At 69.2% G+C, this 22863-nt stretch carries 25 protein-coding genes; 8 read left to right on the top strand and 17 right to left on the bottom strand.

Annotated elements, in window-relative coordinates; all coding sequences use genetic code 11:
- Positions 1-5: 5 nt before the first annotated feature.
- Both CJ010_RS24600 and CJ010_RS24605 read right to left on the bottom strand, forming a co-directional pair.
- Positions 6-878 (bottom strand): DUF3365 domain-containing protein, encoded by an 873-nt coding sequence (locus tag CJ010_RS24600; RefSeq protein WP_141020429.1) that lies wholly within the window; start codon positions 876-878, stop codon positions 6-8.
- A gap of 60 nt (positions 879-938) precedes the next feature.
- Positions 939-1817: a FecR domain-containing protein gene (locus CJ010_RS24605; RefSeq protein ID WP_141020430.1), complete on the bottom strand. Its 879-nt coding sequence runs from the start codon at positions 1815-1817 to the stop codon at positions 939-941.
- Positions 1818-2015: 198 nt separating this feature from the next.
- On the opposite strand from CJ010_RS24605, the gene CJ010_RS24610 reads away from it, so the two are divergent.
- From CJ010_RS24610 to argC, 6 genes are all read left to right on the top strand, one after another.
- Positions 2016-3227: a beta-ketoacyl-[acyl-carrier-protein] synthase family protein gene (locus CJ010_RS24610; protein ID WP_371415677.1), complete on the top strand. Its 1212-nt coding sequence runs from the start codon at positions 2016-2018 to the stop codon at positions 3225-3227.
- 5 nt (positions 3228-3232) lie between these two features.
- Positions 3233-4048, top strand: a complete 816-nt coding sequence (locus CJ010_RS24615; protein ID WP_141020431.1) for a beta-ketoacyl synthase chain length factor — start codon at positions 3233-3235, stop codon at positions 4046-4048.
- A 73-nt stretch (positions 4049-4121) separates the two neighbouring features.
- The gene (locus tag CJ010_RS24620) at positions 4122-4577 is read left to right on the top strand and encodes a 3-hydroxylacyl-ACP dehydratase (protein ID WP_141020432.1); all 456 of its coding nucleotides are present in this window, start codon (positions 4122-4124) and stop codon (positions 4575-4577) included.
- Positions 4578-4591: 14 nt separating this feature from the next.
- Complete coding sequence (gene fabG, locus CJ010_RS24625) at positions 4592-5314, top strand: 3-oxoacyl-ACP reductase FabG (RefSeq protein WP_141020433.1); 723 nt, start codon at positions 4592-4594, stop codon at positions 5312-5314.
- The gene (locus CJ010_RS24630) at positions 5314-6618 is read left to right on the top strand and encodes a cation:proton antiporter (RefSeq protein WP_141020434.1); all 1305 of its coding nucleotides are present in this window, start codon (positions 5314-5316) and stop codon (positions 6616-6618) included. The genes fabG and CJ010_RS24630 overlap by 1 nt, the downstream gene beginning before the upstream one ends.
- 114 nt (positions 6619-6732) lie before the next feature.
- The gene (gene argC / locus CJ010_RS24635) at positions 6733-7656 is read left to right on the top strand and encodes an N-acetyl-gamma-glutamyl-phosphate reductase (protein ID WP_141020435.1); all 924 of its coding nucleotides are present in this window, start codon (positions 6733-6735) and stop codon (positions 7654-7656) included.
- Positions 7657-7721: 65 nt separating this feature from the next.
- On the opposite strand, the gene CJ010_RS24640 is transcribed toward argC, so the two are convergent.
- The 7 genes from CJ010_RS24640 to CJ010_RS24670 form a co-directional block, all read right to left on the bottom strand.
- The gene (locus CJ010_RS24640) at positions 7722-8513 is read right to left on the bottom strand and encodes a glycosyltransferase family 2 protein (protein WP_141020436.1); all 792 of its coding nucleotides are present in this window, start codon (positions 8511-8513) and stop codon (positions 7722-7724) included.
- Between the two features lie 20 nt (positions 8514-8533).
- Complete coding sequence (locus CJ010_RS24645) at positions 8534-9322, bottom strand: 1-acyl-sn-glycerol-3-phosphate acyltransferase (protein ID WP_141020437.1); 789 nt, start codon at positions 9320-9322, stop codon at positions 8534-8536.
- Between the two features lie 17 nt (positions 9323-9339).
- Positions 9340-10188 (bottom strand): MipA/OmpV family protein, encoded by an 849-nt coding sequence (locus CJ010_RS24650; RefSeq protein ID WP_141020438.1) that lies wholly within the window; start codon positions 10186-10188, stop codon positions 9340-9342.
- On the bottom strand, positions 10188-11207 hold the full coding sequence (locus CJ010_RS24655; RefSeq protein ID WP_240794461.1) for a hypothetical protein: 1020 nt from the start codon (positions 11205-11207) through the stop codon (positions 10188-10190). The genes CJ010_RS24650 and CJ010_RS24655 overlap by 1 nt, the downstream gene beginning before the upstream one ends.
- The gene (locus tag CJ010_RS24660) at positions 11204-12583 is read right to left on the bottom strand and encodes an NAD(P)/FAD-dependent oxidoreductase (RefSeq protein ID WP_141020439.1); all 1380 of its coding nucleotides are present in this window, start codon (positions 12581-12583) and stop codon (positions 11204-11206) included. The genes CJ010_RS24655 and CJ010_RS24660 overlap by 4 nt, the downstream gene beginning before the upstream one ends.
- Complete coding sequence (locus CJ010_RS24665) at positions 12580-13203, bottom strand: hypothetical protein (protein ID WP_240794462.1); 624 nt, start codon at positions 13201-13203, stop codon at positions 12580-12582. Before CJ010_RS24665 ends, CJ010_RS24660 begins: the two co-directional genes overlap by 4 nt.
- A 509-nt stretch (positions 13204-13712) precedes the next feature.
- Positions 13713-14201 carry a winged helix-turn-helix transcriptional regulator gene (locus tag CJ010_RS24670; protein ID WP_141020440.1) on the bottom strand — a complete coding sequence of 163 codons (489 nt, stop codon included), beginning with the start codon at positions 14199-14201 and terminating at the stop codon, positions 13713-13715.
- Positions 14202-14391: 190 nt separating this feature from the next.
- Between CJ010_RS24670 and CJ010_RS24675 the strand changes: the two genes are divergently transcribed.
- Positions 14392-15705 (top strand): D-amino acid dehydrogenase, encoded by a 1314-nt coding sequence (locus tag CJ010_RS24675; RefSeq protein WP_141020441.1) that lies wholly within the window; start codon positions 14392-14394, stop codon positions 15703-15705.
- A 62-nt stretch (positions 15706-15767) separates the two neighbouring features.
- A complete protein-coding gene (alr, locus tag CJ010_RS24680; protein WP_141020442.1) occupies positions 15768-16829 on the top strand; it encodes an alanine racemase in 1062 nt (353 codons plus the stop codon).
- On the opposite strand, the gene CJ010_RS24685 is transcribed toward alr, so the two are convergent.
- From CJ010_RS24685 to ccmC, 8 genes are read right to left on the bottom strand one after another with little or no spacing between them, the layout of a single operon-like run.
- Positions 16817-17026, bottom strand: a complete 210-nt coding sequence (locus CJ010_RS24685; protein ID WP_141020443.1) for a hypothetical protein — start codon at positions 17024-17026, stop codon at positions 16817-16819. The genes alr and CJ010_RS24685 overlap by 13 nt on opposite strands.
- Before the next feature lie 21 nt (positions 17027-17047).
- Positions 17048-18307 (bottom strand): c-type cytochrome biogenesis protein CcmI, encoded by a 1260-nt coding sequence (gene ccmI / locus CJ010_RS24690; protein WP_141020444.1) that lies wholly within the window; start codon positions 18305-18307, stop codon positions 17048-17050.
- Positions 18304-18840 carry a cytochrome c-type biogenesis protein gene (locus CJ010_RS24695; RefSeq protein ID WP_371415678.1) on the bottom strand — a complete coding sequence of 179 codons (537 nt, stop codon included), beginning with the start codon at positions 18838-18840 and terminating at the stop codon, positions 18304-18306. The genes ccmI and CJ010_RS24695 overlap by 4 nt, the downstream gene beginning before the upstream one ends.
- Entirely contained in the window at positions 18830-19423 is a 594-nt protein-coding gene (locus CJ010_RS24700; RefSeq protein ID WP_141020445.1) for a DsbE family thiol:disulfide interchange protein, read from the bottom strand. The genes CJ010_RS24695 and CJ010_RS24700 overlap by 11 nt, the downstream gene beginning before the upstream one ends.
- A gap of 22 nt (positions 19424-19445) precedes the next feature.
- Positions 19446-21419 (bottom strand): heme lyase CcmF/NrfE family subunit, encoded by a 1974-nt coding sequence (locus tag CJ010_RS24705; protein ID WP_141020446.1) that lies wholly within the window; start codon positions 21417-21419, stop codon positions 19446-19448.
- Positions 21416-21862: a cytochrome c maturation protein CcmE gene (gene ccmE, locus CJ010_RS24710; RefSeq protein ID WP_141020447.1), complete on the bottom strand. Its 447-nt coding sequence runs from the start codon at positions 21860-21862 to the stop codon at positions 21416-21418. Before ccmE ends, CJ010_RS24705 begins: the two co-directional genes overlap by 4 nt.
- On the bottom strand, positions 21859-22080 hold the full coding sequence (gene ccmD, locus CJ010_RS24715; protein WP_141020850.1) for a heme exporter protein CcmD: 222 nt from the start codon (positions 22078-22080) through the stop codon (positions 21859-21861). Before ccmD ends, ccmE begins: the two co-directional genes overlap by 4 nt.
- Complete coding sequence (ccmC, locus tag CJ010_RS24720; RefSeq protein ID WP_141020448.1) at positions 22080-22856, bottom strand: heme ABC transporter permease CcmC; 777 nt, start codon at positions 22854-22856, stop codon at positions 22080-22082. Before ccmC ends, ccmD begins: the two co-directional genes overlap by 1 nt.
- Between the last annotated feature and the right edge of the window lie 7 nt (positions 22857-22863).

A 22863-nucleotide genomic window follows, 5' to 3' on the forward strand; every position in this document is an offset into this window, starting at 1 on the left:
AGGCCTCAGGATTCCAGCATCTTCAGCGCATGCACCAGGCTCTTGCGCATGCGCCCGAAGGATTCGGCCAGGGTGGAAATCTCGTCGCGGCCCCTGACCGGGAATTCCTCGACATCCATCTCGCCCAGGCTGACACGGTCGGCGATGCTGGCCAGACGCTTGACCGGTCGCACCACCAGGGTGATCAGCAGGATGTTGAGCAGCACGAAGATGAAGGCCACCAGCGCCACCAGCAGGGTCATGAAGACGCGGAAGGTGGCGTCGGCACGCTGGATGGGCAGGGCCATCGGCACGGACACCACCTGCGCGCCGACGATCTCGTTGTGCTGCCAGCCGAAGCCATTGGCGGTGCCGTAGCGGGAGATCATCGAAGCCGGCGCGGCATCGGGCACGCTGTGGCAGCGCAGGCAGGCAGGGTCCTTGATCTGGATCGGCCGCGCGAGAAAGAGTGTGCGCCCGGAAGGCGTATCGCGCTCGCCCATGATCTCGGTCTGGCTGCTGTTGTTGCGGAAGGTGTTCACGATGTCGGCCTCCCAGTCCGCGGCACGGTCGCGCGGATTGGTCGGGTTGAGCGTGGCTTCCTTGTAGGTGTAGTCGGGGTACTCCTTGCGCAGCTCGTTGAAGTACTCGGTGGCCGCGTAGGCTGCCACCGTTTGCGGCAGGAACTCGTAATTGAGCTGGTTCTGCAGCAGCGGGTTGATCTGGCTGATGGTGTAGCCGCGCGCCGCCAGCGAACCCTGCATCATGATGCGGGCGTTCTGCAGGATCTCCTCGCGCGCATTGCGCTGCAGCAGCTCGTGCGATACGTAGCCGGCGGCGGCGAGGCCGATCAGGATGACCAGGCTCAGCGCCAGATTGAACTTGACGATCAGTTTCATGCAGGAACCTCGAAGTGTCGTTGTGCGGTGGCGGCGCGCGGCATGGGCCGGCGAGCCGGTCTAGGGACGGGCGGGCGGCGCATGCTGAGCACGTGGCAGGAAGCGCTCGGGAAACAGCACCCGCTCCCACTCGGGATGCGCTTTCAGATTGTCGATCAAGCCCTGGCGGAAGGCCGGATCGCGGACGCGCGGGGTGAAACGCGCCACCAGGCCGCTGCGCCAGGTCTGCGGCCCCTGCAGCCAGGGCGCCACCATGGCGTAATCGGCTTCGCCCAGATTGCGGCCATCGATCTGGCGATCGCCGAACCGGGCCAGCAAGGGCGGCAGCGGATCGCGAAAGGGGCGCGGCATTGCCTCGACGAAGGCGGCACCCGGTCGCTCACGGCTCGCCAGGCTGCGATCGCTGCCCAGGGCGATGAAGCGGCCGCCGCCGACTTCGGTGGGCGCCGCGGCGCGCCCACGGGCGTCGAACGCCGTCGCCCGCAGCCTACCGGTCTCGACGAAGGCGGCGCTCTCGCTGGCGCCCACCTGCAGGATGAAGCTCGCCTCGCGCCACTGCAGCGCCAAGGCCGGGCCGGCCACACGGTAGTCGCGCGCCCCGGCGGGCAACGTGGACTGCGCCTTGATCCAGCCGCCCAGCAGCGCCAGCTCGCGCACGCCGTCCTTGCCGCGCGGCGTCAGGGTACGCAACATCAGGCGGGAGCCGGCACCGACGCCTAGCCGCAGTCCGTCGGGAAACTCCAGCAGCGCATAGGCGCCGGGCGCCGTCTCCACCATGTCCGCTTCGGCCACCGCCAGCCCTGGCGCAGCTGCCAGCACGCGCGTGTCGCGGATCACGTGCACCTGGCCTTCCAGATAGGTAAGCCGGGCGGTCGACTGGGCATGGACCGGAGCCAGCGGGATCAGGGCAGCAAGCAGGATGCAGGCGCGGAGGAGCATGACCGGTGGCGTGAAGGTGGCGTGGGAAGGGCTTGCTGGAGAGGCAGGACAGGGCGCCGGAAACACGGCCGCAAGGACAATGGCAAAAAACCCCGTCGAACGCGCAGGATACTAGGGTGCCCGCCGGAAAACTGTCAAACCGCATAGCCGGGGCGCCGTGCCAAGTTTGTTAGAATCCGGTGAAATTTCACTGGATACGTGCGTTTGAAGCCTCGTCTGCAGCCTCTCCTGATCTCCCGCTACACCGCGACCAGCTGCATCGGCACCGGCCTCGCCGCCACGCGCGAAGCGCTCGCTGCCGGCCGCAGCGGACTGACGCCGTGCGACTTCGAAACGGTGGCGCTGGACACCTGGATCGGTCGCGTCCCCCATCTCGAAGAGGTGGTGCTGTCGCCGGTGCTGGCCGACTACGATTGCCGCAACAACCGGCTGGCCCTGCTCGGCCTGCTGCAGGACGGCTTCGTCGATGCCGCGCTCGACGCCGTGGCACGCTACGGCGCCCACCGGGTGGCAGTGCTGCTGGGCACCAGCACCTCCGGCATCCTCGAAACCGAACTCGCCTACCGCGCGCGCGACCCGCACACCGGCGCGCTGCCTGCCGCCTTCCACTATCGCGGCAGCCACAACATCTTCTCGGTCGCCGAGTTCGTGCGCCATGTGGTCGGCGCCAATGGCCCGGCCTGGGTGACTTCCACCGCCTGCTCGTCGAGCGCCAAGGTCTTTGCCAGCGCGGCGCGGCTGATCGAAACCGGCGTGATCGACGCCGCCGTGGTCGGCGGGGTCGACTCGCTCTGCCTCACCACCCTGTACGGTTTCAACTCGCTCGAACTGGTGTCGAAGACGCCCTGTCGCCCCTACGATGCTGCGCGCAGCGGGATCTCGGTCGGCGAGGCGGCAGCCTTCGCCCTGCTCGAACGCGCCCCGGCCAGCCTCGATGCGGACGCGGTACTGCTGACCGGCAGCGGCGAATCGAGCGACGCCCACCATATGTCCTCACCGCATCCGCAAGGTCTGGGGGCGCGCATGGCGATGGAGCAGGCGCTTGCCGGTGCCGGGCTGCAGGCTGCCGACATCGACTACATCAACCTGCACGGCACCGCCACGCCGAGCAACGATGCCGCCGAGGGCCAGGCGGTGCAGGAGCTGTTCGGCAGTGCCACGCCGGCCAGTTCCACCAAGGGTGCCACCGGCCACACGCTGGGCGCCGCCGGCGGTCTGGAGGCGGTGTTCTGTGCGATCGCCCTCGCCGACGGACTGATGCCGGGCAGCCCCGGCACCGAGGCGCTCGACCCCGCCATCGGCCTCGCCTACCAAGTGCGCCCGCGGCCGGCGCCACTGCGCCATGTGCTGAGCAACGCGCTCGGCTTCGGCGGTACCAACTGCAGCCTGGTGCTGTCGCGCGCCGGATGAACCCCATGACCGCTTCCTCTTCCCTGCCCCCGCTCGCCGCCCGCATTGCCGGCATCGGCCTGATCGGCCCCGGTTTCGACGACTGGGCCGGCGCCCGCACCGTGCTCGCCGGCGAGGCCGCCTGGACCAGCGCGCCCACCCGCATTCCCAGCCCGTCCCTGCTGCCGCCGGCAGAACGCCGCCGTGTCGGCAACGTGGTCAAGCTCGCCATCGGCGTCGGCCTGCAGGCGGTCGAAGCCGCAGGTGCGGACGCCGCCACGCTCGCCACGGTGTTCGCGTCGTCCGGTGGCGACGGCGCCAACTGCCATGCGATCTGCGAAGTGCTGGCGTCCGACGACCGCGCGATCTCGCCAACCCGCTTCCACAACTCGGTGAACAACGCCGCCTCCGGCTACTGGGGCATCGCCACCGGCGCGATGGCGGCCTCGACCATCGTCTCCGCCTACGACGGCAGCTTTGCCGCCGGCCTGCTCGAAGCGCTCGCCCAGCTTGCCTGCGGCGCCGGGCCGGTGCTGCTCATCGTCTACGATCACCCCTATCCGGCGCCACTCGATGCCGCACGCCCCATGGTCGACGCCTTCGGCCTGGCCCTGCTGCTGGTGCCGGATACCGCCGCCGGCAAGGGCCCGCGCGTCGCCCTGGGCGGCTTCACCGATGCCCCCGCCGACCGGCTCGCCGACCCCGGCCTGGAGGCGCTGCGCACCGGCGTGCCCGGCGCCCGCGCGCTGCCCCTGCTCGAACGCATCGCCCGCGCCGGCCCGGGCCGCTGCACCCTGGAATACCTCGACGCGCTGCAGCTGGCGCTCGACGTCACGCCATGAGCACTCCGCAAGGCCGCCCCAAGGAGGGCTCGCTCCCGCCTGGCGGGACAGCGCGTAGCGCGAAGAGTGCGCAGTGAGCGCGGCGGCGCTCGACCACGCCTGGATCGCCGCGCGCATCCCGCACCAGGGCAGCATGTGCCTGCTCGACGCGGTCGCCAGCTGGGATGCCGAGCGCATCCGCTGCATCGCCAAGAGCCATCGAGCTGCCGACAACCCGCTGCGCAGCGGCGGCCGGCTGGGCGCACTCACCGGCATCGAGTACGCCGCGCAGGCGGTTGCCGTGCACGGCGCGCTGCTGGCGGATGCCGATAGCGCACCCGCACCCGGCTTCCTCGGCAGTGCCCGCGGCGTGGCCTGCCAGGTGGGCCGGCTCGACGACATCGCCGCCGATCTCGTCGTGGACGCCGAGCGCCTGTCCGGCGACGACCGCACCCTGCTCTACGCCTTCACCCTGTCCGCCGGCGACTGCCGCCTGCTGTCCGGCCGCGTCTCGGTGGTGCTCGGCGCCGCCCCTACCGAATCTCCCTGAAGGATCTTCCGACGATGAACAAACGCGCTCTGGTTACCGGCGGCAGCGGCGGGATCGGCCGTGCCATCTGCCAGCGCCTGGCTGCCGACGGCTACGACATGCTGGTGCACGCCAACCGCCACCTCGACACCGCCGCAGCGGTCGCCGCCGAGATCTGCAGCGCCGGCGGCAAGGCGACTGCGATCGCCTTCGACATCACTGACGCCGCCGCTACCTCAACCGCGCTGGATGCCATCCTCGCCGCCGGCCCGCTGCAGGTGCTGGTCAACAATGCCGGCGTCCATGACGACGCGGTCTTTCCCGGCATGACCGCGCTGCAATGGCAGCGGGTGATCGACGTGAACCTCAACGGTTTCTTCAACGTCACCCAGCCACTGACGCTGCCGATGATCCGCAGCCGCTGGGGGCGCATCATCAACATCAGCTCGGTGGCGGCGCTGGCCGGTAACCGTGGCCAGGTAAACTACGCGGCGGCCAAGGGCGCGCTGCACTCGGCCACCAAGGCGCTGGCGCTGGAACTCGCCAGCCGCGGCATCACGGTAAACGCGGTGGCGCCCGGCCTGATCGACACCGCGATGAGCGACGGCGTGTTCGACAAGGAGGCGATCGCCCGGCTGGTGCCGATGAAGCGTGCCGGGCGGCCGCAGGAAGTGGCCGACCTGGTCGGCTTCCTCGCCTCGGAACAGGCCGGCTACATCACTGGCCAGGTGATCTCGATCAATGGCGGCATGATCTGATGAGCACTTCGGCCAATGCCCTGCACGCGGTCAGCGTGCACAAGACCGAGGCGCTGCTCTTTTTCACCCTGCTGCAGCTCGCCATCATCATCCTCGCCGCGCGTGCCGGCGGTGAGATCGCCACCCGCATGGGGCAATCCTCGGCAGTCGGTGAGATCGTAACCGGCATCCTGCTCGGACCCTCGCTGTTCGGTTGGCTCGCGCCCGACCTCTTTGGCCAGGTGTTCCGCAGCGCCCCACCCGAGCCGATGCAGATCCTGTCGCAGATCGGTCTGTTGCTGCTGATGTTCCAGATCGGCCTCGAATTCGACTTCGGCCACCTCACCGACCGCAAGCACCGCCGCACCGTGGCCTGGGTGGCGAGCGCCGGGCTCGCTCTGCCCTTCGCCTTCGGTTTCGGCCTCGGCTGGTACGCCACACCGCTGATGCCGGCCGGCATCGAACCGCTCGCCAGCGGGTTGTTCGTCGCCACCGCGTTCTCCATCACCGCACTGCCCATCCTCGGCCGCATCATGATCGAGTTCCAGCTCACCCGGACGGCGATCGGCGTGATCGCGATCAGCGCCGCGGCGATCAACGACGTGGTCGGCTGGCTGCTGCTGGCGCTGGTATCGACGTTGGCGGTGGCGCACTTCGAGCCGATGGCCTTCGCCGGCAAGGTGGTGCTGGTGATCGCCTTCTTCATCTTCAGCTGGCTGGTCGTGCGCCCGCTCGCCAAGCGCATGGTCCGCCTCACTCAGCCGGGGCGCGGACGGCTGTCGCCCAACCTGATGGGCGCAGTGCTGGCACTCATCTTCGCCGCCGGCATGACCACCTACCAGCTCGGCATCTTCGCCATCTTCGGCGGCTTCATGATGGGCGTGATCCTGCACGACGAGCACGGCCTGCGTGAAGCCTGGAATACCCGCGTCGGCCATTTCGTCACGGTGTTCTTCCTGCCCATCTTCTTCACCTACACCGGCCTGCGCACCGATGTCGGCAGCCTCGACAGCCTCGCCGACTGGGCTTGGTGCGCGCTGGTGATCGCGCTCGCCACCGTCGGCAAGTTCGGCGGCTCCTACCTCGCGGCGCGGCGCTGCGGGCTGGGCCACCACGAAGCGGGCATCCTCGGCGTGATGATGAACACCCGCGCGCTGATGGAACTGGTGGTAATCAACGTCGGCTACGACCTCGGCGTGATTTCCAGGGAGATGTTCACCATGCTGGTGATCATGGCGATCTTCAGCACGGTGGTCACGACGCCCTGCCTGCGCTGGTGGCTGCCGAAGATCGGCCACCAGCTACCCGGCGTGGTGCGGGAGTGAAGCTCGGGCCGGCCCCGCAGCGGCTAGAATGATAGATCCCGACGACCCACAACATACGGCTTGAACGACGCCCGGCCCACGGGCGTCGGCCGGCCCCTTCTTTCAGGAACAGACATGCCCAAGGTCTTCATCGACGGAGAAGCCGGTACCACCGGTCTGCAGATCCGCGAACGGCTGCAGCAGATGCCGCAGGTCGAACTCGTGTCCATCGCACCCGAGCTGCGCAAGGACATCGCCGCCAAGCGCGAACTGATGGCCGGCGTCGATCTGGTCATTCTCTGCCTGCACGACGACGCCGCGCGCGCATCGGTGGCGCTGATCGACGCGCTGCCGGGCAAACGGCCGCGCATCATCGACGCTTCCACCGCGCACCGGGTGGTGCCGGGCTGGGTGTACGGCTTTCCCGAACTCGCTGCCGGCCAGGCCGAAGCCGTGGCCCGTGCCGAGCGCGTCGCCAACCCCGGCTGCTACGCCACCGGTGCCATCGCGCTGATCCGCCCGCTGATCGACGCCGGTCTGCTGCCGGCGGATTTCGCGCTATCGCTGCCTTCGGTCAGCGGCTACTCCGGCGGCGGGCGCAGCATGATCGAGGCCTACGAGGCCGGCACCGCGCCGCTGCACGAGGCCTATGCGCTCGGCCTCGAGCACAAGCACGTCCCCGAGATCATGAAGTACACCGGCCTCGACTGCCGCCCGCTGTTCATGCCCGCGGTCGGCAACTTCAAGCAAGGCATGCTGGTGAACCTGCCCCTGCACCTCGACGCCCTGCCCGGCAAGCCGCGCGCCGCTGACCTGCAGGCGGCCTACGAAGCGCACTACGCGAAGAGCAACACGCCGGAACGCTTCGTGCAGGTCCTGCCCGCCACCGCGGACGGCAAACTCGACGCGCTCGCGCTCAACGACACCAACAAGCTCGAGATCCGCGTCTTCGCCAACGAGAAATACCGCCACGCGGTGCTGATCGCGCGGCTGGACAACCTCGGCAAGGGCGCGAGCGGGGCCGCGGTGCAGAACCTCAAGCTGATGCTGGGGCTTTGAGCCGGCGCTGAAACAGGCGCCACGGTCCTCGGCTCACTTCCGCCGCGGACCTGGCGCCGACGTCTTCAGCAGCCCGGTCGATGACCGCGCGTCAGTCGCCGCCACATCAGCAGCGGCAGGCGCAGCACGAAGCCGGCGAACAGCCGGCTGTGCATCCAGGTCAGCAAGACGTTGTCGCGCCAGTAGTTGAAGTGCGACACGCCGCCCTCGTCGGCACGGAAGTACTTCACCGGCGCATCGAGATTGACCGGCCGCACGCCGCGCCAGGCCAGCCGCACCACCGCCTCCGGGTCGAAGTCGAAGCGGCGCATCCAGCGCTGGCCGCGCATTACCCGGCGCAGGGGCGCCACCGGATAGACCCGGAAGCCGTAGAGCGAATCGCCGATGCCCATCCACAGCGTCTCGAGATTGGCCCAGGCGTTGGACACCTTGCGGCCGCGCACCCGCAGCAACGGTGCGCTGGCGTCGAACACCGGCTTGCCGAGGATCATCGCCGCCGGTTCGGCAGCCGATGCCTGCATGAAGCGCGGAATGAGTTCGGCCGGGTGTTGGCCGTCGGAGTCCATCGTCAGCACGTGGGTGTAGCCGGCGCGCGCGGCTTCGTCGAGGCCGAACAGCACCGCCGCGCCCTTGCCGCGGTTCTCCGGCAGCACGAAAACGCGCAGGCCGGCATCGGTCTTCGCCTGGTCGAGCAGTTGCGCGGCGGTGCCGTCGGTGCTGCCGTCGACCACCACCCACACCGGATTCCACTGCGCGCGCGCGGCACGCACCGTGTCGAAGACCTTGGGCCCGGGGTTGTAGCTCGGGATCAGCACCGCGTGGGTGGCGGAAGGCGCGGAAGACAGCGAAGAGGGCATGCGGCAGCGGTCGGTCGGAATCAGGCCGCGGAAGCGTCGGCGGCAGCCGCCGGGAACGGCGGGGGGACGAATTGTGCCCGTGCGAGCTCTTCGGCGAAATAGCTTTCGAGCTCGGCGCTGAACACGCTCGCGTCCTTGGGTGGATCGAACCGGCGGCCGAGGCGGATGCGGTAGTGGATGGGCATTGCCGGGCGGCGGAACAGCGGCCAGCCCTTGGCGAGATAGGCCGAATCGGTCTCGATGATGATGGTCTGCACCGGCACCTTGGCGCGGCGCGCGATCAGCGCCACGCTGGGCAGGATGGGATTGACCGGCGCCCGCACCGTGCGCGTGCCTTCCGGGAAAATCAGCAGCTGGCTGCCGCGGGCGAGGTCGTCGCAGGCGGCATAGACCATCTGCAGCGGTTTTTCGTTGGGAATGTAGCGCGCCAGCCGCGCCCCGCCTCCGAGGAAGATGTTCTTCAGCAGCGCGGCCTTCATGATGCAGGCGACGTTGGGCAGACGCGAGATCACCATCACCGCGTCGAGCAGGCAGGGGTGGTTGGGCGCCAGGATCATCGGCCCCTGGTCGCGTAGCGCATCAAGCTCGCGGATGTCGAAACGGCAGGCGCCGAGCGCCGACAGCTGCCAGATGTAGCTGCGGAATACCAGGGTGATCGCGAGGCGGCCGACACGACGCCCGGTCGCCTCCGGCAGCAGCAGGTAAAGCAACGCGGCGAAGGGCGACCAGGCGAGACACATCAGCCCCAGGCTGCCGAGTCCGGCATAGAGACAGAAATACTCGTAGACGACAGGAAGCCTGCGACGCATCGGCAACGCTCCGGGACTCAGTCCTTCACCTCGACCTTCTGCGACGACTCACCGAGCACCCAGGCAATCGCCAGGCCGGCCGCCCAGGCGCGTTCGCGCTCGACCAGCGGGCTGTCGGCGAAGGCTGCGCCGCGCAGGGTGTCGTAACGCACGAAGCTGCCCACCCAGTAGCCGTTGAAGCGCTTGGACAGCGCCGCGATGAACTGGGTGCCGGAGTAGCCGCCCGAAGCCTTGTAGGCCGGGCGATCGGGCAGGGCGTACTCGGGATCGACGTCGTAGAAATAGCGGTGCTGGCGGGCATTGGCGTAGATCGGCCCGGCCATCATGCCGAGGTTCCAGCCGGAGTTGCCGAAGGGGTCGACGTCGAGGTTGATGAAGGGCGAGAAGGTGACGCCCACCGGCTTCACCGAGCCCTTCACCGCGTAGCCGACGCGCAGCGGCATGCGCAGGTCAACTCGGGCGTTGTGGTCGGCCGCGCGCCACAGGTTGATCTCGAGCGACGGGCCGATCTCCACCGTCGGCTGGAGGTCGGGCATGCCGCGGCGGGCACTGTTGCCGCTGCTGTCCACCGGCAGCGAGGCCGCCAGGCTGAGGTTGAGTTCGACCCGGTCGGTATCGAAGAACACACCGCGGATGCCGTCGCGGTCGGCGCGCAGGAATTCGCCACGGTAGATGAAGTACGGCACCGCGATCGCGTGCATGCGCTGGCGATCGGAACCGCGGTAGTCGGGGAAGGACAGCGCACCGACGCCGACGCCGAGCTCCCACAGCGGTTTCTCCTCGGCCCGGGCGGCGCTTGCACCGCACAGGCCGGTGACGACAGCGGCAAGAACGGCAAGGCGCCGCAGCGGATCACGGAAAATCATCAATCGCATCCTTGGATGGGGTGGCCGCCACTCGCCTCGATCTCGACGAGCAGGTCGGCGCGACAAACATCGGCCTGCACGTAAACGACGCGGGCCTGCTCACCCAGATGTGTGTCGACCTCGGCGCGCACCGCCGGCAGGTCGGCCGTATGGCGCACATACGCGATGTAGCCAAGCGCGGCCGCCGGCAGGCGCGGACCGCCGCCGACGCGGGCGGCCTCGTCGAGTACCGCTTCGATGTTGGCGAGCGTTTCGCGCGTCTGCGCGCGCACGTCGCCCAGGTGCACCGTGCGGTGGCCGACGATGCTGGCGGTGCCCGACACGAACAGCAGTGTAGCGCCGCCGTGTTGCAGGAGTGCGGCGCGCGAGAAGGTCGGGCTGCGGGGGCCGTAGTCGACAGGGTAGTCGTAGGCGCTGACCTGGCGCGGATTTTCCACCGCGCGCGGCCGCCCGGTGCTGGCCAGGAAGGCGAGGACGAGATCGCCGCCGGCGCTGCCGAGCGCACAGGCCGCCGGCACCTCGCCGCTGAGCGCGCGACCGCAAGCGGCGAAGGCATCCTGGCGACCGGCGTTGAACTGGCGATAGCGCTCGCTGCCGTGCTCGATCGCGTTGATGCGCGGCAGGTAGTTCCACACCCGCAGCAGACCCGGATGGCCCAGCGCATCGACCGCGGCGAAAAGCTGGCGATAGGCGTGGGCCGCCGCGCGCTGCAGCGCACCGGCGACATCCTCGCCGGCGAATTCCGCTTCCCGCACCCGCAGCACGCCGAACAGCAGGCCGCCGCCCCGGCGGTAACGCACCTCGCCGTGAATGCCCGATTCGAGCGCGGCATCGGTGGTCCACGCCGCCTGCCAGCACGGCACCGGCTGCAGGGTCGGCGTGTCGACCTGCAGGCAGGGCAGATTGGCGGGCAGCACGGCGCCGGCACCGCCGAAGCGCATCACCCCCAGGCATTGCGCGCCGGCCATCGCATCCGCGGGCGCCTGCCAGTAAAGCTCCAGCCCTGCAGCAAGCGTCATGCGTGGGGCGCCATTTCCTGGTCGTCGACCGGACGGATATTCTGCTTGCGGCGGCGCAGGGCGGCCAGCGTGCGCGGCAGGTGGCGCAGTGCCGAAGCGTAGTAGATCACCTTGAACGCGGCGAGCGAAGCCCAGATCGGTGTCTTGCCGTAGATGTCGCCAGCCAGCAGCGAGATCAGCGCGTCCTTGACCCGCAGCGGGTTGCGCGGCCCCATGAAGAGATCGCGCATGGTCGGGTTGGTCATGCGGTAGATGAACCACGAGAACTCGCGCGGGCCGTGCCGCACGCCCTTGTCGAAGCGGGCGAGCGCGGCGCGCTTCTGCGCCGGCTGGCGCAGGCAGGTATCGACCGCATCGGCACCGAAAAAGGCGCTCTGCATGGCCAGCATCACGCCGGAGGAGAACACCGGGTCGATGAAGGCGTAGGCGTCGCCGAGCAGGATGTAGTGGTCGCCGTGGGTGTGATCGGTGGTGTAGGAGAAGTTGCCGGTGGCGTGCACTTCGGCTACCAGACTGGAATCCTTCAGCCGCTCGGCGAGCGGCGGGCACAGCGCGATGGTGTCCTGCAGGAAGGCCTCGAGGCTGCGCCCCTTGCGCTGCTTCATGTAGTAGGGCCAGGTCACGGCGCCGACGCTGGTGGTACCGTCGGCCAGCGGGATGAACCAGAACCAGCCGTGCTCGAACCAGTAGATGCTGATGTTGCCCTCGGCGGTGCCGCAGTGGCGCCGGGCACCGGCGAAATGGCCGTACAGCGCCGAACTGTTGTGATGCGGGTTGCGCTGCTTGGCGCGCATGCGGTTGGCGAGGAAGGTGTCACGGCCGGAGGCATCGACCACGAAGCGCGCCTGCCAGCGCTCCAGGCCGCCGTCCTCGCCTTCGGCGAGCACACTGGCGCCGTCGGCGTGGAACTCCACCTCCTTGACCTTGCAGCCCTCGATCACCTCGGCCCCCTTCCTGGCCGCGTTGCGGATCAAGATATGATCGAACTCCGAGCGCCGCACCTGGTAGGCGTAGGGCATGGACTTGTCCCAGGCTTCGGCGAAGCTGAAGCGCTGCGTGCCTTCGTGGTGGGGCGAAACGAATTCGGCAGCGTGCTTCTCGATGCCGATCGCCCGCATCTCGTCGGCCACGCCGAGCTGCTCGAACAGGCGGAGGTTGGCCGGCAGCAGCGATTCGCCGATGTGGAAGCGGGGATGGTGATCCTTCTCCAGCAGGGTGACGCGGTGGCCACGCTCGGCCAGCAGGGTGGCCACGGTGGAGCCCGCCGGACCGCCGCCGATCACCAGCACGTCGCAGTTGCGCTCGGCCACTACGGCGGATGCGTCGCCGGCAACGCGGGAAAACGGCTTATCGATTGCTTCGTGCGCGGTATTCACGGCTTGTACACCATCATCTTCAAGGTTTCAGGATGGCCGGTGATGTCCTTCACCCGGCCCTGCTTGTCCCACTCGACCTGGTACTCGCCGAAGCTGGACCACCACAGGCGCCACACCGGGGCATCGAGACTGCGGTTCTCGCTCGTCAGCGGATAGCCCACCGACATGATGACCTGCTCGCGCGTCATGCCCTTCATCACCTGCCCGGCGCGGATGGCCGCCTGGATCTGCCGCGGATAGGCCGCCAGCTGCAGCTTCGGATCGGCAGTGACGACGAGCTTCGACACCCAGCGCTCGGTGCTCTCCTCCGCCCGGCCGTAGTCGTGACCGAGGCGGAAAGGTTTGCCGCCGAGATCGACGTGGGCGCGGTCGCGGCCATAGCTCAGCACCTTGATCGGCGTGCCGGCGGGAATCATCGGCAGGTTGGCGTAGTTGGAGTCGCTGATCCAATCGCCGTCGTAGCGCAGGTTGCAGCAGGTATAGCCCTGCTGCAACGGGCTGGCGAGCGTCGTCTCGGTAGTCTTGCAGGCGCCCAGCGCAAGAACGGCCGCAACCGCTATCAGGCTGGCGCGCAGCGTCCCGGCAAGGGAGGGCTGGATTGCGGTGATCGGCTTCATCATGCCCCCTCCGGCAGCAGTGTGTTCAAGCCGCGGAACTATACCGCAGGGCTCAATACAGCGGAATGTTGTGCCCCCGCCCGCTGCGCGAGCAGCCCCCCGAGGGGGCCAGTCCCCGCCTTGGGACGGCCCGGCGCCGGGGACTGCTTGTGCCCCCACCCGCTGCGCGAGCAGCCCCCCGAGGGGGCCAGTCCCCGCCTTGGGACGGCCCGGCGCCGGGGACTGCTTGTGCCCCCACCCGCTACGCGAGCAGCCCCCCGAGGGGGCCAGTCCCCGCCTTGGGACGGCCCGGCGCCGGGGACTGCTTGTGCCCCCACCCGCCACGCGAGCAGCCCCCCGAGGGGGCCAGTCCCCGCCTTGGGACGGCCCGGCACCGGGGACTGCTTGTGCCCCCACCCGCCACGCGAGCAGCCCCCCGAGGGGGCCAGTCCCCGCCTTGGGACGGCCCGGCGCCGGGGACTGCTTGTGCCCCCGCCCGCTATGCGAACAGCCGCCAGAGGGGGCCAGTCCGGTCAGCCGTCCACGGGGATGTAGAGACTTTCCTTGACCTCCTCCATCACCACGTAGCTGCGGGACTCGGCCGCGGAGGGCAGCTTGAGCAGGATGTCGCCGAGCAGGCGGCGGTATTCGGCCATCTCACCGATGCGGGCCTTGATCAGGTAGTCGAAGTCGCCCGACACCAGATGGCACTCCATCACCTCCGGCACGAACAGCATCTCCTTCTTCACCCGGTCGAAGACATCGCCCGACTTGGCCGACAGCTTGATCTCGACGAACACCAGCAGGCTCTTGCCGAGGGCGTGGGGATTGACCCGTGCGTGATAGCCGGTGATGACGCCGCTGCGTTCCAGCCGGCGCACGCGCTCGGTGCAGGGCGTGGCCGACAGCCCGACGCGCTGGGCGAGTTCCGTCATCGGCAGGCGGCCTTCCTTCTGCAGGATGTCGAGAATGCGGTAGTCGAGGCGGTCGAGCACGGGGGTAAGGTCAGTACCGGATTTCATGACCGCCCTCCGCCCGCCGGGCGATGCTCAGCAGGCTTACGGCAACGATATCGGCGATTTCGCCGGGAAACCCGCTCGTCAGCACTCACTTCAAAGTTTTTCACCATTACTACGATCTCATTAAGTGAAAAATACTACTTATTGCAGGCTAGAGTTCACCTAATCACTACGATTCAGCTCGGAGCCCGTCATGCACATCATCGTACTCGGTAGCGGCGTCATCGGCACCACCACGGCCTGGTACCTCGCCCGCAACGGCGCCCAGGTCACGGTGCTCGACCGCCAGCCTGCGCCGGCGCTCGAAACCAGCTACGCCAACGCCGGTCAGGTCTCGCCGGGCTACTCCACACCGTGGGCGGCGCCGGGCATTCCGCTGAAGGCGCTGAAATGGCTGTTCCAGCGCCATGCGCCGCTGGCCATCCGGCCCGACGGCACGCTGTTCCAGCTGCGCTGGATGCTGGCGATGCTGTCGCACTGCCGTGCCGACCGCTACGCCGAGAACAAGGGCCGCATGATGCGGCTGGCCGAGTACAGCCGCGACTGTCTGCGCCAGCTGCGCGCCGACACCGGTATCGCCTATGAGGAGCGCAGCCGCGGCACCCTGCAGCTGTTCCGCAGCCAGGCCCAGTTCGACGCTGCCGCGCGCGACATTGCGGTATTGGACGAGTGCGGTGTGCCCTTCGAGCTGCTCGACCGTGCCCGTCTGGCCGAGGCGGAACCCGCGCTCGCAGGCCGCCGCGACACGCTCGCTGGCGGTCTGCGCCTGCCCAACGACGAAACCGGCGACTGCCACCTGTTCACCAACCGGCTGGCCGAGCAGGCGCGCGCCCTCGGCGTCGATTTCCGCTTCGGCGTGGATGTGCGCGAAATCCTGGCCGGCAACGGCCGCGTCAGCGGCATCCGGGTCGGCGACGGAGCCGGGGCGCAGGTGCTGACGGCGGACCGCTACGTGCTCGCCTTCGGCAGCTATTCGCGCCGGATGGCGGGCGCGCTCGGTCTCGACCTCCCGGTCTATCCGCTCAAGGGTTACTCGCTCACGGTGCCGCTGGTCGATGCCGCCGCGGCACCGGTGTCCACCGTGCTCGACGAAACCTACAAGATTGCCGTCACCCGCTTCGACGACCGCATCCGCGTCGGCGGCATGGCGGAGATCGGCGGTTTCGACCTGCGCCTCGATCCGCGCCGCCGCGCCACCCTGGAAATGGTTACCAATGATCTCTTCCCCGGCAGCGGCGACCTCGCCCGCGCCGAGTTCTGGACCGGGCTGCGGCCGATGACGCCGGACGGCACGCCCATCGTCGGCGCCACGCCCTACCCGGAACTCTTCATCAACACCGGCCACGGCACGCTGGGCTGGACCATGGCCTGCGGCACCGGCCAGCTGCTCGCCGATCTCGTCACCGGCAAGCAGCCGGCCATCCGCCACGACGACCTCGCGCTGGCGCGTTATGGCAAAGTGGCATCCGGCCGCGCCGCCGGGCTGGACCTGTCGCCGGCCGCCTGACCCGGACGGCTGGCATTCATCGCCCGCCGCCACCTTACTTCGCCCCACCCGACCGAATCCGCATGCGTCCCGCCACCGCCCTGATCGACCTCCAAGCCCTCCGCCACAACTATCGTCTCGCCCGCAGCCGCCACGGCGGCCGCGCCCTCGCCGTGGTCAAGGCCAATGCCTACGGTCACGGCGCGGTGCGTTGCGCCCACGCGCTGGCGGCCGAGGCCGACGGCTTCGCGGTGGCCTTCCTCGACGAAGCGCTGGAGCTGCGCGCGGCCGGCATCACCCAACCCATCGTGCTGCTCGAGGGCGTGTTCGACGCCGCCGAGCTGGCGCAGGCGGAGCAATACGCGCTGTGGCCGGTGGTGCATCATGCCGCCCAGGTCGAGATGATCGAGCAGGCGCAGCTCACGCGTCCGCTCGACGTCTGGCTGAAGGTGAACAGCGGCATGAACCGCGCCGGTTTCGTCGGCGACGCGGTCGGCGCCGCCTGGCAGCGCCTGCGCGACAGCGGCAAGGTCGGCGAAATCACGCTGATGACGCACTTCGCCCGCGCCGACGAGCCCCAGGTCATCGCTACCGCCGACCAGCTGGCCGACTTCGACGCCGCCACCCGCGATCTGCCCGGCCCACGCAGCCTGGCCAACTCCGCCGCTGTGCTGGGCTGGCCCGATGCCCACCGCGACTGGGCACGGCCCGGCATCCTGCTCTACGGCGCCGACCCGATGCCGGACGAAGGCAACGGCCTGCAGCCGGTCATGACACTGGAAAGCGCGGTGATCGCGGTACGCGAACTCGCCGCAGGCGCGCCGCTCGGCTACGGCGCCCGCTTCATGGCGCAGCGGCCGAGCCGCATCGGCCTGGTGGCGATGGGTTATGCCGACGGCTACCCGCGCAGCGCGCCGGACGGCACGCCGGTCGCGGTGGATGGCCGGCCCAGCCGCCTGGTGGGACGGGTGTCGATGGACATGCTGACCGTCGACCTCACCGACCTGCCCGAAGCCGGCATCGGCAGCCGGGTCGAACTGTGGGGCAGGCAGGTGCCGGTCAACCGCGTCGCCGCCGCGGCCGGCACCATCGCCTACGAGCTGCTGTGCAACGTCAAGCGGGTGAAGGTCGACTACCTCGGCTGAACACCCGCCGCCCTGGGCCGGTAGTAGCGGCAGGCGACGCCCGAGGCCGCCAGCACCTCGCGGCAGGGCAGACGGCGGCTGCTGAAACCCATCGCCCGGCAACCGTAGGGAAAGGCCGGGTCGTGGGTGATGAAGTAGGCGGCGCAGCGATTGCAGTCCGGCACCGCCGCATTCCGGCCTTCGGACTCCGCGTTCATGGCGCCAGACGGCAGCCCCGCTTACTCGCGCACCTTGTCTATCACCAGCGCCACGCCGTTGGCGCCCGGCGCCAGGCCGTCGACGCGGCCTTCCAGGTCGCCCGCGCGGGCGTTCACCTCGCCGCTCTTCGATACCCGCGCCGCCAGCGTCACCTGGGACGGCAGCGGACCGTCGCCGCCCATGCGCGGCACACCGTCGAAGCTGAATTCGCGCGGCAGCTCGCTACCCTTGAAACGCAGTGCGGCCAGCGGCGGACCGCCGGCGCCGCCGCGCACGAAGACGAACACGGTGTCGTCGGCGCCCAGGCGTTCGCGCAGCGCGGGCGCGAGTTCGAGCCGACCGCTCAGCGTCAGGCCACCGTCGGCCGCTGCGACCGCCTGTGACATCGGCGGGGCCGCCGGGGCTTCGGCCAGCGGCGGCAGACCGCCCTTGGCACGCGCCTCGTTGATGCCGGCGCGCAGTGCGCTCGCCGCTTCTTCCTGCGGCGGAATGCGAACGAGGATGCGCTCCCATTGCGCCGACGCGGCGGCGTAGTCCTTGCGCTCGAAGGCGGCGCTGCCGGCCAGCAGCAGACCCTTCACATGTTCGGGATCAACCGCCAGCACCTTGGCGACGATGAGCTCGGCCGGACCGGACACGCTGCCGTGCTGGGCAGCGACCGCGTCGGCCCAGTCGGCGAGGATGTCGGCGTCGTCGGGGCGCAGTGCGGAAAGTCGCTCGTAAGCGGCCGCGGCCTTGGGGAAATCCTCCAGCACCAGGTAGGACCGCGCCAGCATCATCCAGCCTTCGGCATTGTCCGGTTCCTTCTCCAGGCGGTCGGCGAGCCCGCCGACCATCTCGGCCACCTGTTCGCGGCTGAAGCCCTGCTGGCCGGCCACCTTCTGCGGATCCAGCCCGTCAGGATTGCCGAGCACCAGGTAGATGCCGAGCGCCAGCAGCGGTACCGAGACCGCGACCGCCACCGCCCAGCTGCGCGCCGGGTGCGCTTCGACGCGCTCGCTGGCCGCCTCGCCCTCGTCCAACGCGCGTCGCTCGAGCTCGTCGCGGCTGCGCGCATAGGTGTCGGCATCGATACGGCCGGCAGCATGGTCGGCGTCGAGATCGGCGAGCTGCTCGCGCAGCACCGTCAGCGCGGTCGCCGCCTGACCGGCATCGGCGCTCACGTCGATGGCGCGGCGGCGGCGCTGCAGGCCGGCGCCGAACAGGGGCGGCAGCACCAGCAGCAGGGCGGCGGCGACCAATAGCCCGGCCAGCACCACGAAAGGCAGATAGACACTCACGAACGGTTTTCCTCGGATGATGACGGTGCGCCGCCTTCGAGCAGCGCGCGGGCACGGGCGTGCTCCGCCTCGGACAAGGTGGTGACGGCTTCGGCGGCACGGCGGCGCAGGCGGAAGGCGAGCCAGCCGGCGCCGGCGACCAGCAGCAGCAGCGGCCCCAGCCACAGCACCAGGGTGGTGAGCTTGAAGGGTGGCTCGTAGAGCACGAAATCGCCGTAGCGGGCGACGAGGTAATCGACAATCTGGTTCTCGTCGCGGCCGGCGACGAACTGCTCGCGCACCTGGTTGCGCAGGTCCACCGCCAGCGGCGCGTGCGATTCGGCGATCGACTGGTTCTGGCACACCAGACAGCGCAGCTTGTGCGACAGCTCCAGCACGCGCGCTTCCAGCACCGGGTCTTCGACCACCGGACGGGCGGCGGGCGCCTCGGCCTCGGCCTGCGCCGGCACGCCGCCGGCAACGCCGAGAACGGTGGCGCAGATCGTCAGCGCGCGGCGGGCGCGCAGCGGCAACACCAGGAAATCAGCCGGCACGCTTCAGCTCCTCGATGCGCGGCGCGAAGATCTTCTCCACGCTTTCCGGGGTGATCGGACCGATGTGCTTGTAGCGGATGTTGCCGCGCTGATCGATCAGGAAGGTCTCGGGCACGCCATAGACGCCGAAGTCGATGCCGACGCGCCCGTCGATGTCGAGCACCGACAGGGTGTAGGGATCGCCGTGGGCCGCGAGCCAGCCGCGCGCGCGCTCGATCGCCATGCCGGTCTCGGTGTCGAGCGGCATGTCGCGCGCATCGATCTCGCCGTCGCCGCGCACCTCCTTGTAGTTGAGGCCGACGATGGGGGCGATGTTGCGTTTGGCGAGATCGACCAGCACCGGGTGCTCCTGGCGACAGGCTACGCACCACGACGCCCACACATTGAGCAGCCACACCTGGCCGCGCATCTCCTCCAGTGCGAAGCTCTGCGCCGGCTGGTCGAGGCGGGCAAGGCGGAAGGCAGGCGCCGGCTTGTCGAGCAGCGGCGACGGCACTTCACGCGGATTGAGGGTGAGGCCGAAGGCGAGGAAGCCGGCCAGTACCAGGAACAGGATCAGGGGAACGAGGAACTTCGCTTTCATCGGGATTCCAGCAGGGGGTTCTTCAAGCCGGCTGACCGGCAGCGGCCGCTGCGGCGTGGCGTTCGGCCAGCTTGCGGTAGCGGCGGTCGGCCGCGGCGCAGATGCCGCCCAGCACCATCAGCACGCAGCCCGCCCAGATCCAGCTGATGAAAGGCTTGTAATGCAGGCTGACGATCCAGCTGCCATCCTTCAGCTGCTCGCCGAGCGAGACGTAGATGTCGCGGAACAGGCCGACGTCTAGCGCGGCCTCGGTCATCGGCATCTGCTGGGCGAGGTAGAGCCGCTTCTCCGGCTCCAGCGTGGACAGCGGCACGCCGCCGCGCGACAGCTCAATGGTGGCGCGAGAGGCATCGTAATTGGGGCCGGGCGCATCCTGCACGCCGCGGAAGGCCAGCGTGTAGCCGACGAATTCGGCCTTCTCGCCCGCCTTCATCTTGAGGTCGAGATTCTGCTCGAGGCTGCCGACCAGGGTGACGCCAATGATGAACACGCCAACGCCGAGGTGGGCCAGCCACATCCCCCACCAGGCCGTCGGGATGGTCGCCAGGCGCGAGGTCATCGCCGCCCCGGCCCGCTCCCTGAGGCGCGCCGCCAACAGCTGCAGGCTGGCGAGCACCACCCAGGCGGCCAGCGCCAGGCCCAGCACGGTCCGCCAGGTAACATGGCCGAGCGCGAAGGCGCTGCCCAGCCCGATCGCCGCGCTGGCGACGAAAGCCGGCGCCACCTTGCGCACCGCCGCGCCGAGGTCGTCGTTCTTCCAGCGCAGGAAGGGGCCGAACATCATCAGCACCACCACCGGTGTCATCAGCGGTACGAACACCGCCTCGAAGTACGGCGGGCCGACCGAGATCTTGCCGAGACCGAGCGCGTCGAGGAAGAGCGGATAGAGCGTGCCGAGCAGCACCGAGGCGGACACCACCGAGAGCAGCACGTTGTTGCCGAGCAGCGAGGTGTCGCGCGACACCAGGCCGAAGCGGCCACCGCCCGCCAGCTTGGGCGCGCGCCAGGCATAGAGCAGCAGCGACACGCCGATCACGGTGACGAGGAAGGCGAGCACGAAGAGGCCGCGGCGCGGATCGGTGGCGAAGGCATGCACGCTGGTGAGCACGCCGGAGCGGACCAGGAAGGTGCCCAGCAGCGACAGCGAGAAGGCGCCGATCGCCAGCAGCACCGTCCAGCTGCGGAAGGCGCCGCGCTTTTCGGTGACCGCGAGCGAGTGGATCAGCGCAGTGCCGAGCAGCCAGGGCATGAAGGAGGCGTTTTCCACCGGATCCCAGAACCACCAGCCGCCCCAGCCGAGCTCGTAATAGGCCCAGCCCGAACCCACGGCGATGCCGGCGGTGAGGAAGACCCACGCCACCGTGGTCCACGGCCGCGACCAGCGCGCCCAGGCGGCATCGAGCCGGCCGGTAAGCAGCGCGGCGATGGCGAAGGCGAAGGCCACCGAGAAGCCGACATAGCCCATGTAGAGCAACGGCGGGTGGATGATCATGCCCGGATCCTGCAGCAGCGGATTGAGGTCGCGGCCTTCCGGCGCGCCCGGCAGCAGGCGTTCGAACGGGTTGGAAGTAATCAGCGTGAACGCGAGAAAGCCGACGCTGATGCAGCCCAGCACGCCGAGCACGCGGGCGACGAAGGCTTCCGGCAGATGGCGCGAGAACACGGTGACCGCCACCGTCCACAAAGCGAGTGTCAGCCCCCACAGCAGCAGCGAACCCTCATGGCTGCCCCACACCGCGGTGATGCGGTAGGCGAGCGGCGTCGCCGAATTGGAATGCATCGCCACGTACTGGACGGAGAAGTCGTTGACCACGAAGGCCCAGGTCAGCAGGGCGAACGACAGGGCGACGAAGAAGAACTGGCCCTGCGCCGCCGGCCGCGCCACCGCCATCAGCGCCAGCCGGTTGCGGTGGGCGCCGACCAGCGGCACCACCGCCTGGACCAGAGCCAGCACCAGGGCCAGCACCAGGGAAAAGTGACCGAGTTCGGGAATCATTGCTGCACCGTCTGCGCTGCCTTGTGGGCCTGTTCGAGCGCGTGCGCAGCCTCGGGCGGCATGTAGTTCTCGTCGTGCTTGGCCAGCACCTCGGTGGCGCGGAACTGACCGTCGGCGCCGAGCGTGCCCTGCACCACCGCGCCCTTGCCCTCCTTGAAGAGGTCGGGCAGCGAACCCTTGTAGCTCACCGGAATGACCTTGGCGGTGTCGGTGATGACGAAGCGCACCGTGACACCGTCGGCGTCGCGCTGGATGGAGCCGCCCTCCACCATGCCGCCGACGCGGAAGGTCTTGCCCACCGGCGCCTTGCCTTCGGCAACCTCGGTCGGGGTGTGGAAGAACACCAGGTTCTGCTGGAAGGCGGACAGCACCAGGGCCGCCGCCGCGGCCAGCAGGGCCACGCCGCCGCCGACCAGCATCAGACGTTTGCTACGGGGTTTCATCGTTCCATCTCCATCGCGGCCGGAATGCGGCCGCCTGCTTCCTTGTCCTTGCCGACCGCGCGCCGCCAGCGCAGCAGTCGCTTGAGGGTGTCCTTCCGACGCTGTGCGAGCAGCACGAGTTCCAGCGCCACCAGCGCGAAGGTCACCGCGTAGCTCCACCACACGTAGCCGCCCTTGCCGCCCATTTCCCAGAACGCCGCCCACGACTCCCACTGCATCACGCCCGCCCTCCTTCCGTGCCGGCTTCGCGCGCCAGCACCGTGCCCACCCATTCGGTGTGGCGCTCGCGCTCCAGGATCATCGGCCGCACCCGCCACAGCACCACCGCCAGGGTGTAGGCCCACGAGGCGAAGGCCATTACCAGCATGCCCGCGAGCATGGTGGAGGCCATGGTCGGCGCCTTGGTGAGACTGACCGAAGCGCCCTGGTGCAGGGTGTTCCACCACTTCACCGAGAAATAGATGACCGGCACGTTCACCGCGCCGACGATGGCGATCAGCGCACCGGCACGGTCGGCGCGGCGCGGATCCTCGATCGCGCGGGTGAGCGCGATGAAACCGAAGTAGAGGAAGAGCAGCAGCAGCTGCGAGGTCAGGCGCGCATCCCACACCCAGTAGGCGCCCCAGGTCGGCTTGCCCCAGAGTGCGCCGGTCCACAACGCCACGAAACAGAACATCGCCCCGGTGGGCGCCAGTGCCTGGCTCATGATGAAGGACAACCGGGTGTTCATCACCAGCCCGACCGCCGACCAGAAAGCCATCACCAGGTAGATGAACATCGACATCCAGGCCGCCGGCACGTGGATGAAGATCACCCGGTAGACCTCGCCCTGCACCGCGTCGGTGGGCGCGACGAAGAAGGCCAGCCACAGCCCGGCCACGGTGAGCAGCACCGCGGCGGCGGCAAACCACGGTGCGAGGCGGCCGGCAAGCGGATAGAAGACCTGGGGTGCGGCAAATCGGAACAGGCTGGAACCGCGTTCGGGAGTGCTCATGGGTGTC

The sequence above is a fragment of the Azoarcus sp. DD4 genome (genome assembly GCF_006496635.1).
In the GTDB taxonomy this organism is placed as follows: domain Bacteria; phylum Pseudomonadota; class Gammaproteobacteria; order Burkholderiales; family Rhodocyclaceae; genus Azoarcus.

Excerpts from the sequence above, each read along its gene's own strand:
- CJ010_RS24600 (WP_141020429.1), bottom strand. The coding sequence starts at position 878 with ATGAAACTGATCGTCAAGTTCAATCTGGCGCTGAGCCTGGTCATCCTG.
- CJ010_RS24605 (WP_141020430.1), bottom strand. The coding sequence starts at position 1,817 with ATGCTCCTCCGCGCCTGCATCCTGCTTGCTGCCCTGATCCCGCTGGCT.
- CJ010_RS24615 (WP_141020431.1), top strand. The coding sequence starts at position 3,233 with ATGACCGCTTCCTCTTCCCTGCCCCCGCTCGCCGCCCGCATTGCCGGC.
- fabG (WP_141020433.1), top strand. The coding sequence starts at position 4,592 with ATGAACAAACGCGCTCTGGTTACCGGCGGCAGCGGCGGGATCGGCCGT.
- CJ010_RS24630 (WP_141020434.1), top strand. The coding sequence starts at position 5,314 with ATGAGCACTTCGGCCAATGCCCTGCACGCGGTCAGCGTGCACAAGACC.
- argC (WP_141020435.1), top strand. The coding sequence starts at position 6,733 with ATGCCCAAGGTCTTCATCGACGGAGAAGCCGGTACCACCGGTCTGCAG.
- CJ010_RS24640 (WP_141020436.1), bottom strand. The coding sequence starts at position 8,513 with ATGCCCTCTTCGCTGTCTTCCGCGCCTTCCGCCACCCACGCGGTGCTG.
- CJ010_RS24645 (WP_141020437.1), bottom strand. The coding sequence starts at position 9,322 with ATGCGTCGCAGGCTTCCTGTCGTCTACGAGTATTTCTGTCTCTATGCC.
- CJ010_RS24650 (WP_141020438.1), bottom strand. The coding sequence starts at position 10,188 with ATGATTTTCCGTGATCCGCTGCGGCGCCTTGCCGTTCTTGCCGCTGTC.
- CJ010_RS24655 (WP_240794461.1), bottom strand. The coding sequence starts at position 11,207 with ATGACGCTTGCTGCAGGGCTGGAGCTTTACTGGCAGGCGCCCGCGGAT.
- CJ010_RS24665 (WP_240794462.1), bottom strand. The coding sequence starts at position 13,203 with ATGATGAAGCCGATCACCGCAATCCAGCCCTCCCTTGCCGGGACGCTG.
- CJ010_RS24670 (WP_141020440.1), bottom strand. The coding sequence starts at position 14,201 with ATGAAATCCGGTACTGACCTTACCCCCGTGCTCGACCGCCTCGACTAC.
- CJ010_RS24675 (WP_141020441.1), top strand. The coding sequence starts at position 14,392 with ATGCACATCATCGTACTCGGTAGCGGCGTCATCGGCACCACCACGGCC.
- alr (WP_141020442.1), top strand. The coding sequence starts at position 15,768 with ATGCGTCCCGCCACCGCCCTGATCGACCTCCAAGCCCTCCGCCACAAC.
- CJ010_RS24685 (WP_141020443.1), bottom strand. The coding sequence starts at position 17,026 with ATGAACGCGGAGTCCGAAGGCCGGAATGCGGCGGTGCCGGACTGCAAT.
- CJ010_RS24700 (WP_141020445.1), bottom strand. The coding sequence starts at position 19,423 with ATGAAAGCGAAGTTCCTCGTTCCCCTGATCCTGTTCCTGGTACTGGCC.
- CJ010_RS24705 (WP_141020446.1), bottom strand. The coding sequence starts at position 21,419 with ATGATTCCCGAACTCGGTCACTTTTCCCTGGTGCTGGCCCTGGTGCTG.
- ccmE (WP_141020447.1), bottom strand. The coding sequence starts at position 21,862 with ATGAAACCCCGTAGCAAACGTCTGATGCTGGTCGGCGGCGGCGTGGCC.
- ccmD (WP_141020850.1), bottom strand. The coding sequence starts at position 22,080 with ATGCAGTGGGAGTCGTGGGCGGCGTTCTGGGAAATGGGCGGCAAGGGC.
- ccmC (WP_141020448.1), bottom strand. The coding sequence starts at position 22,856 with ATGAGCACTCCCGAACGCGGTTCCAGCCTGTTCCGATTTGCCGCACCC.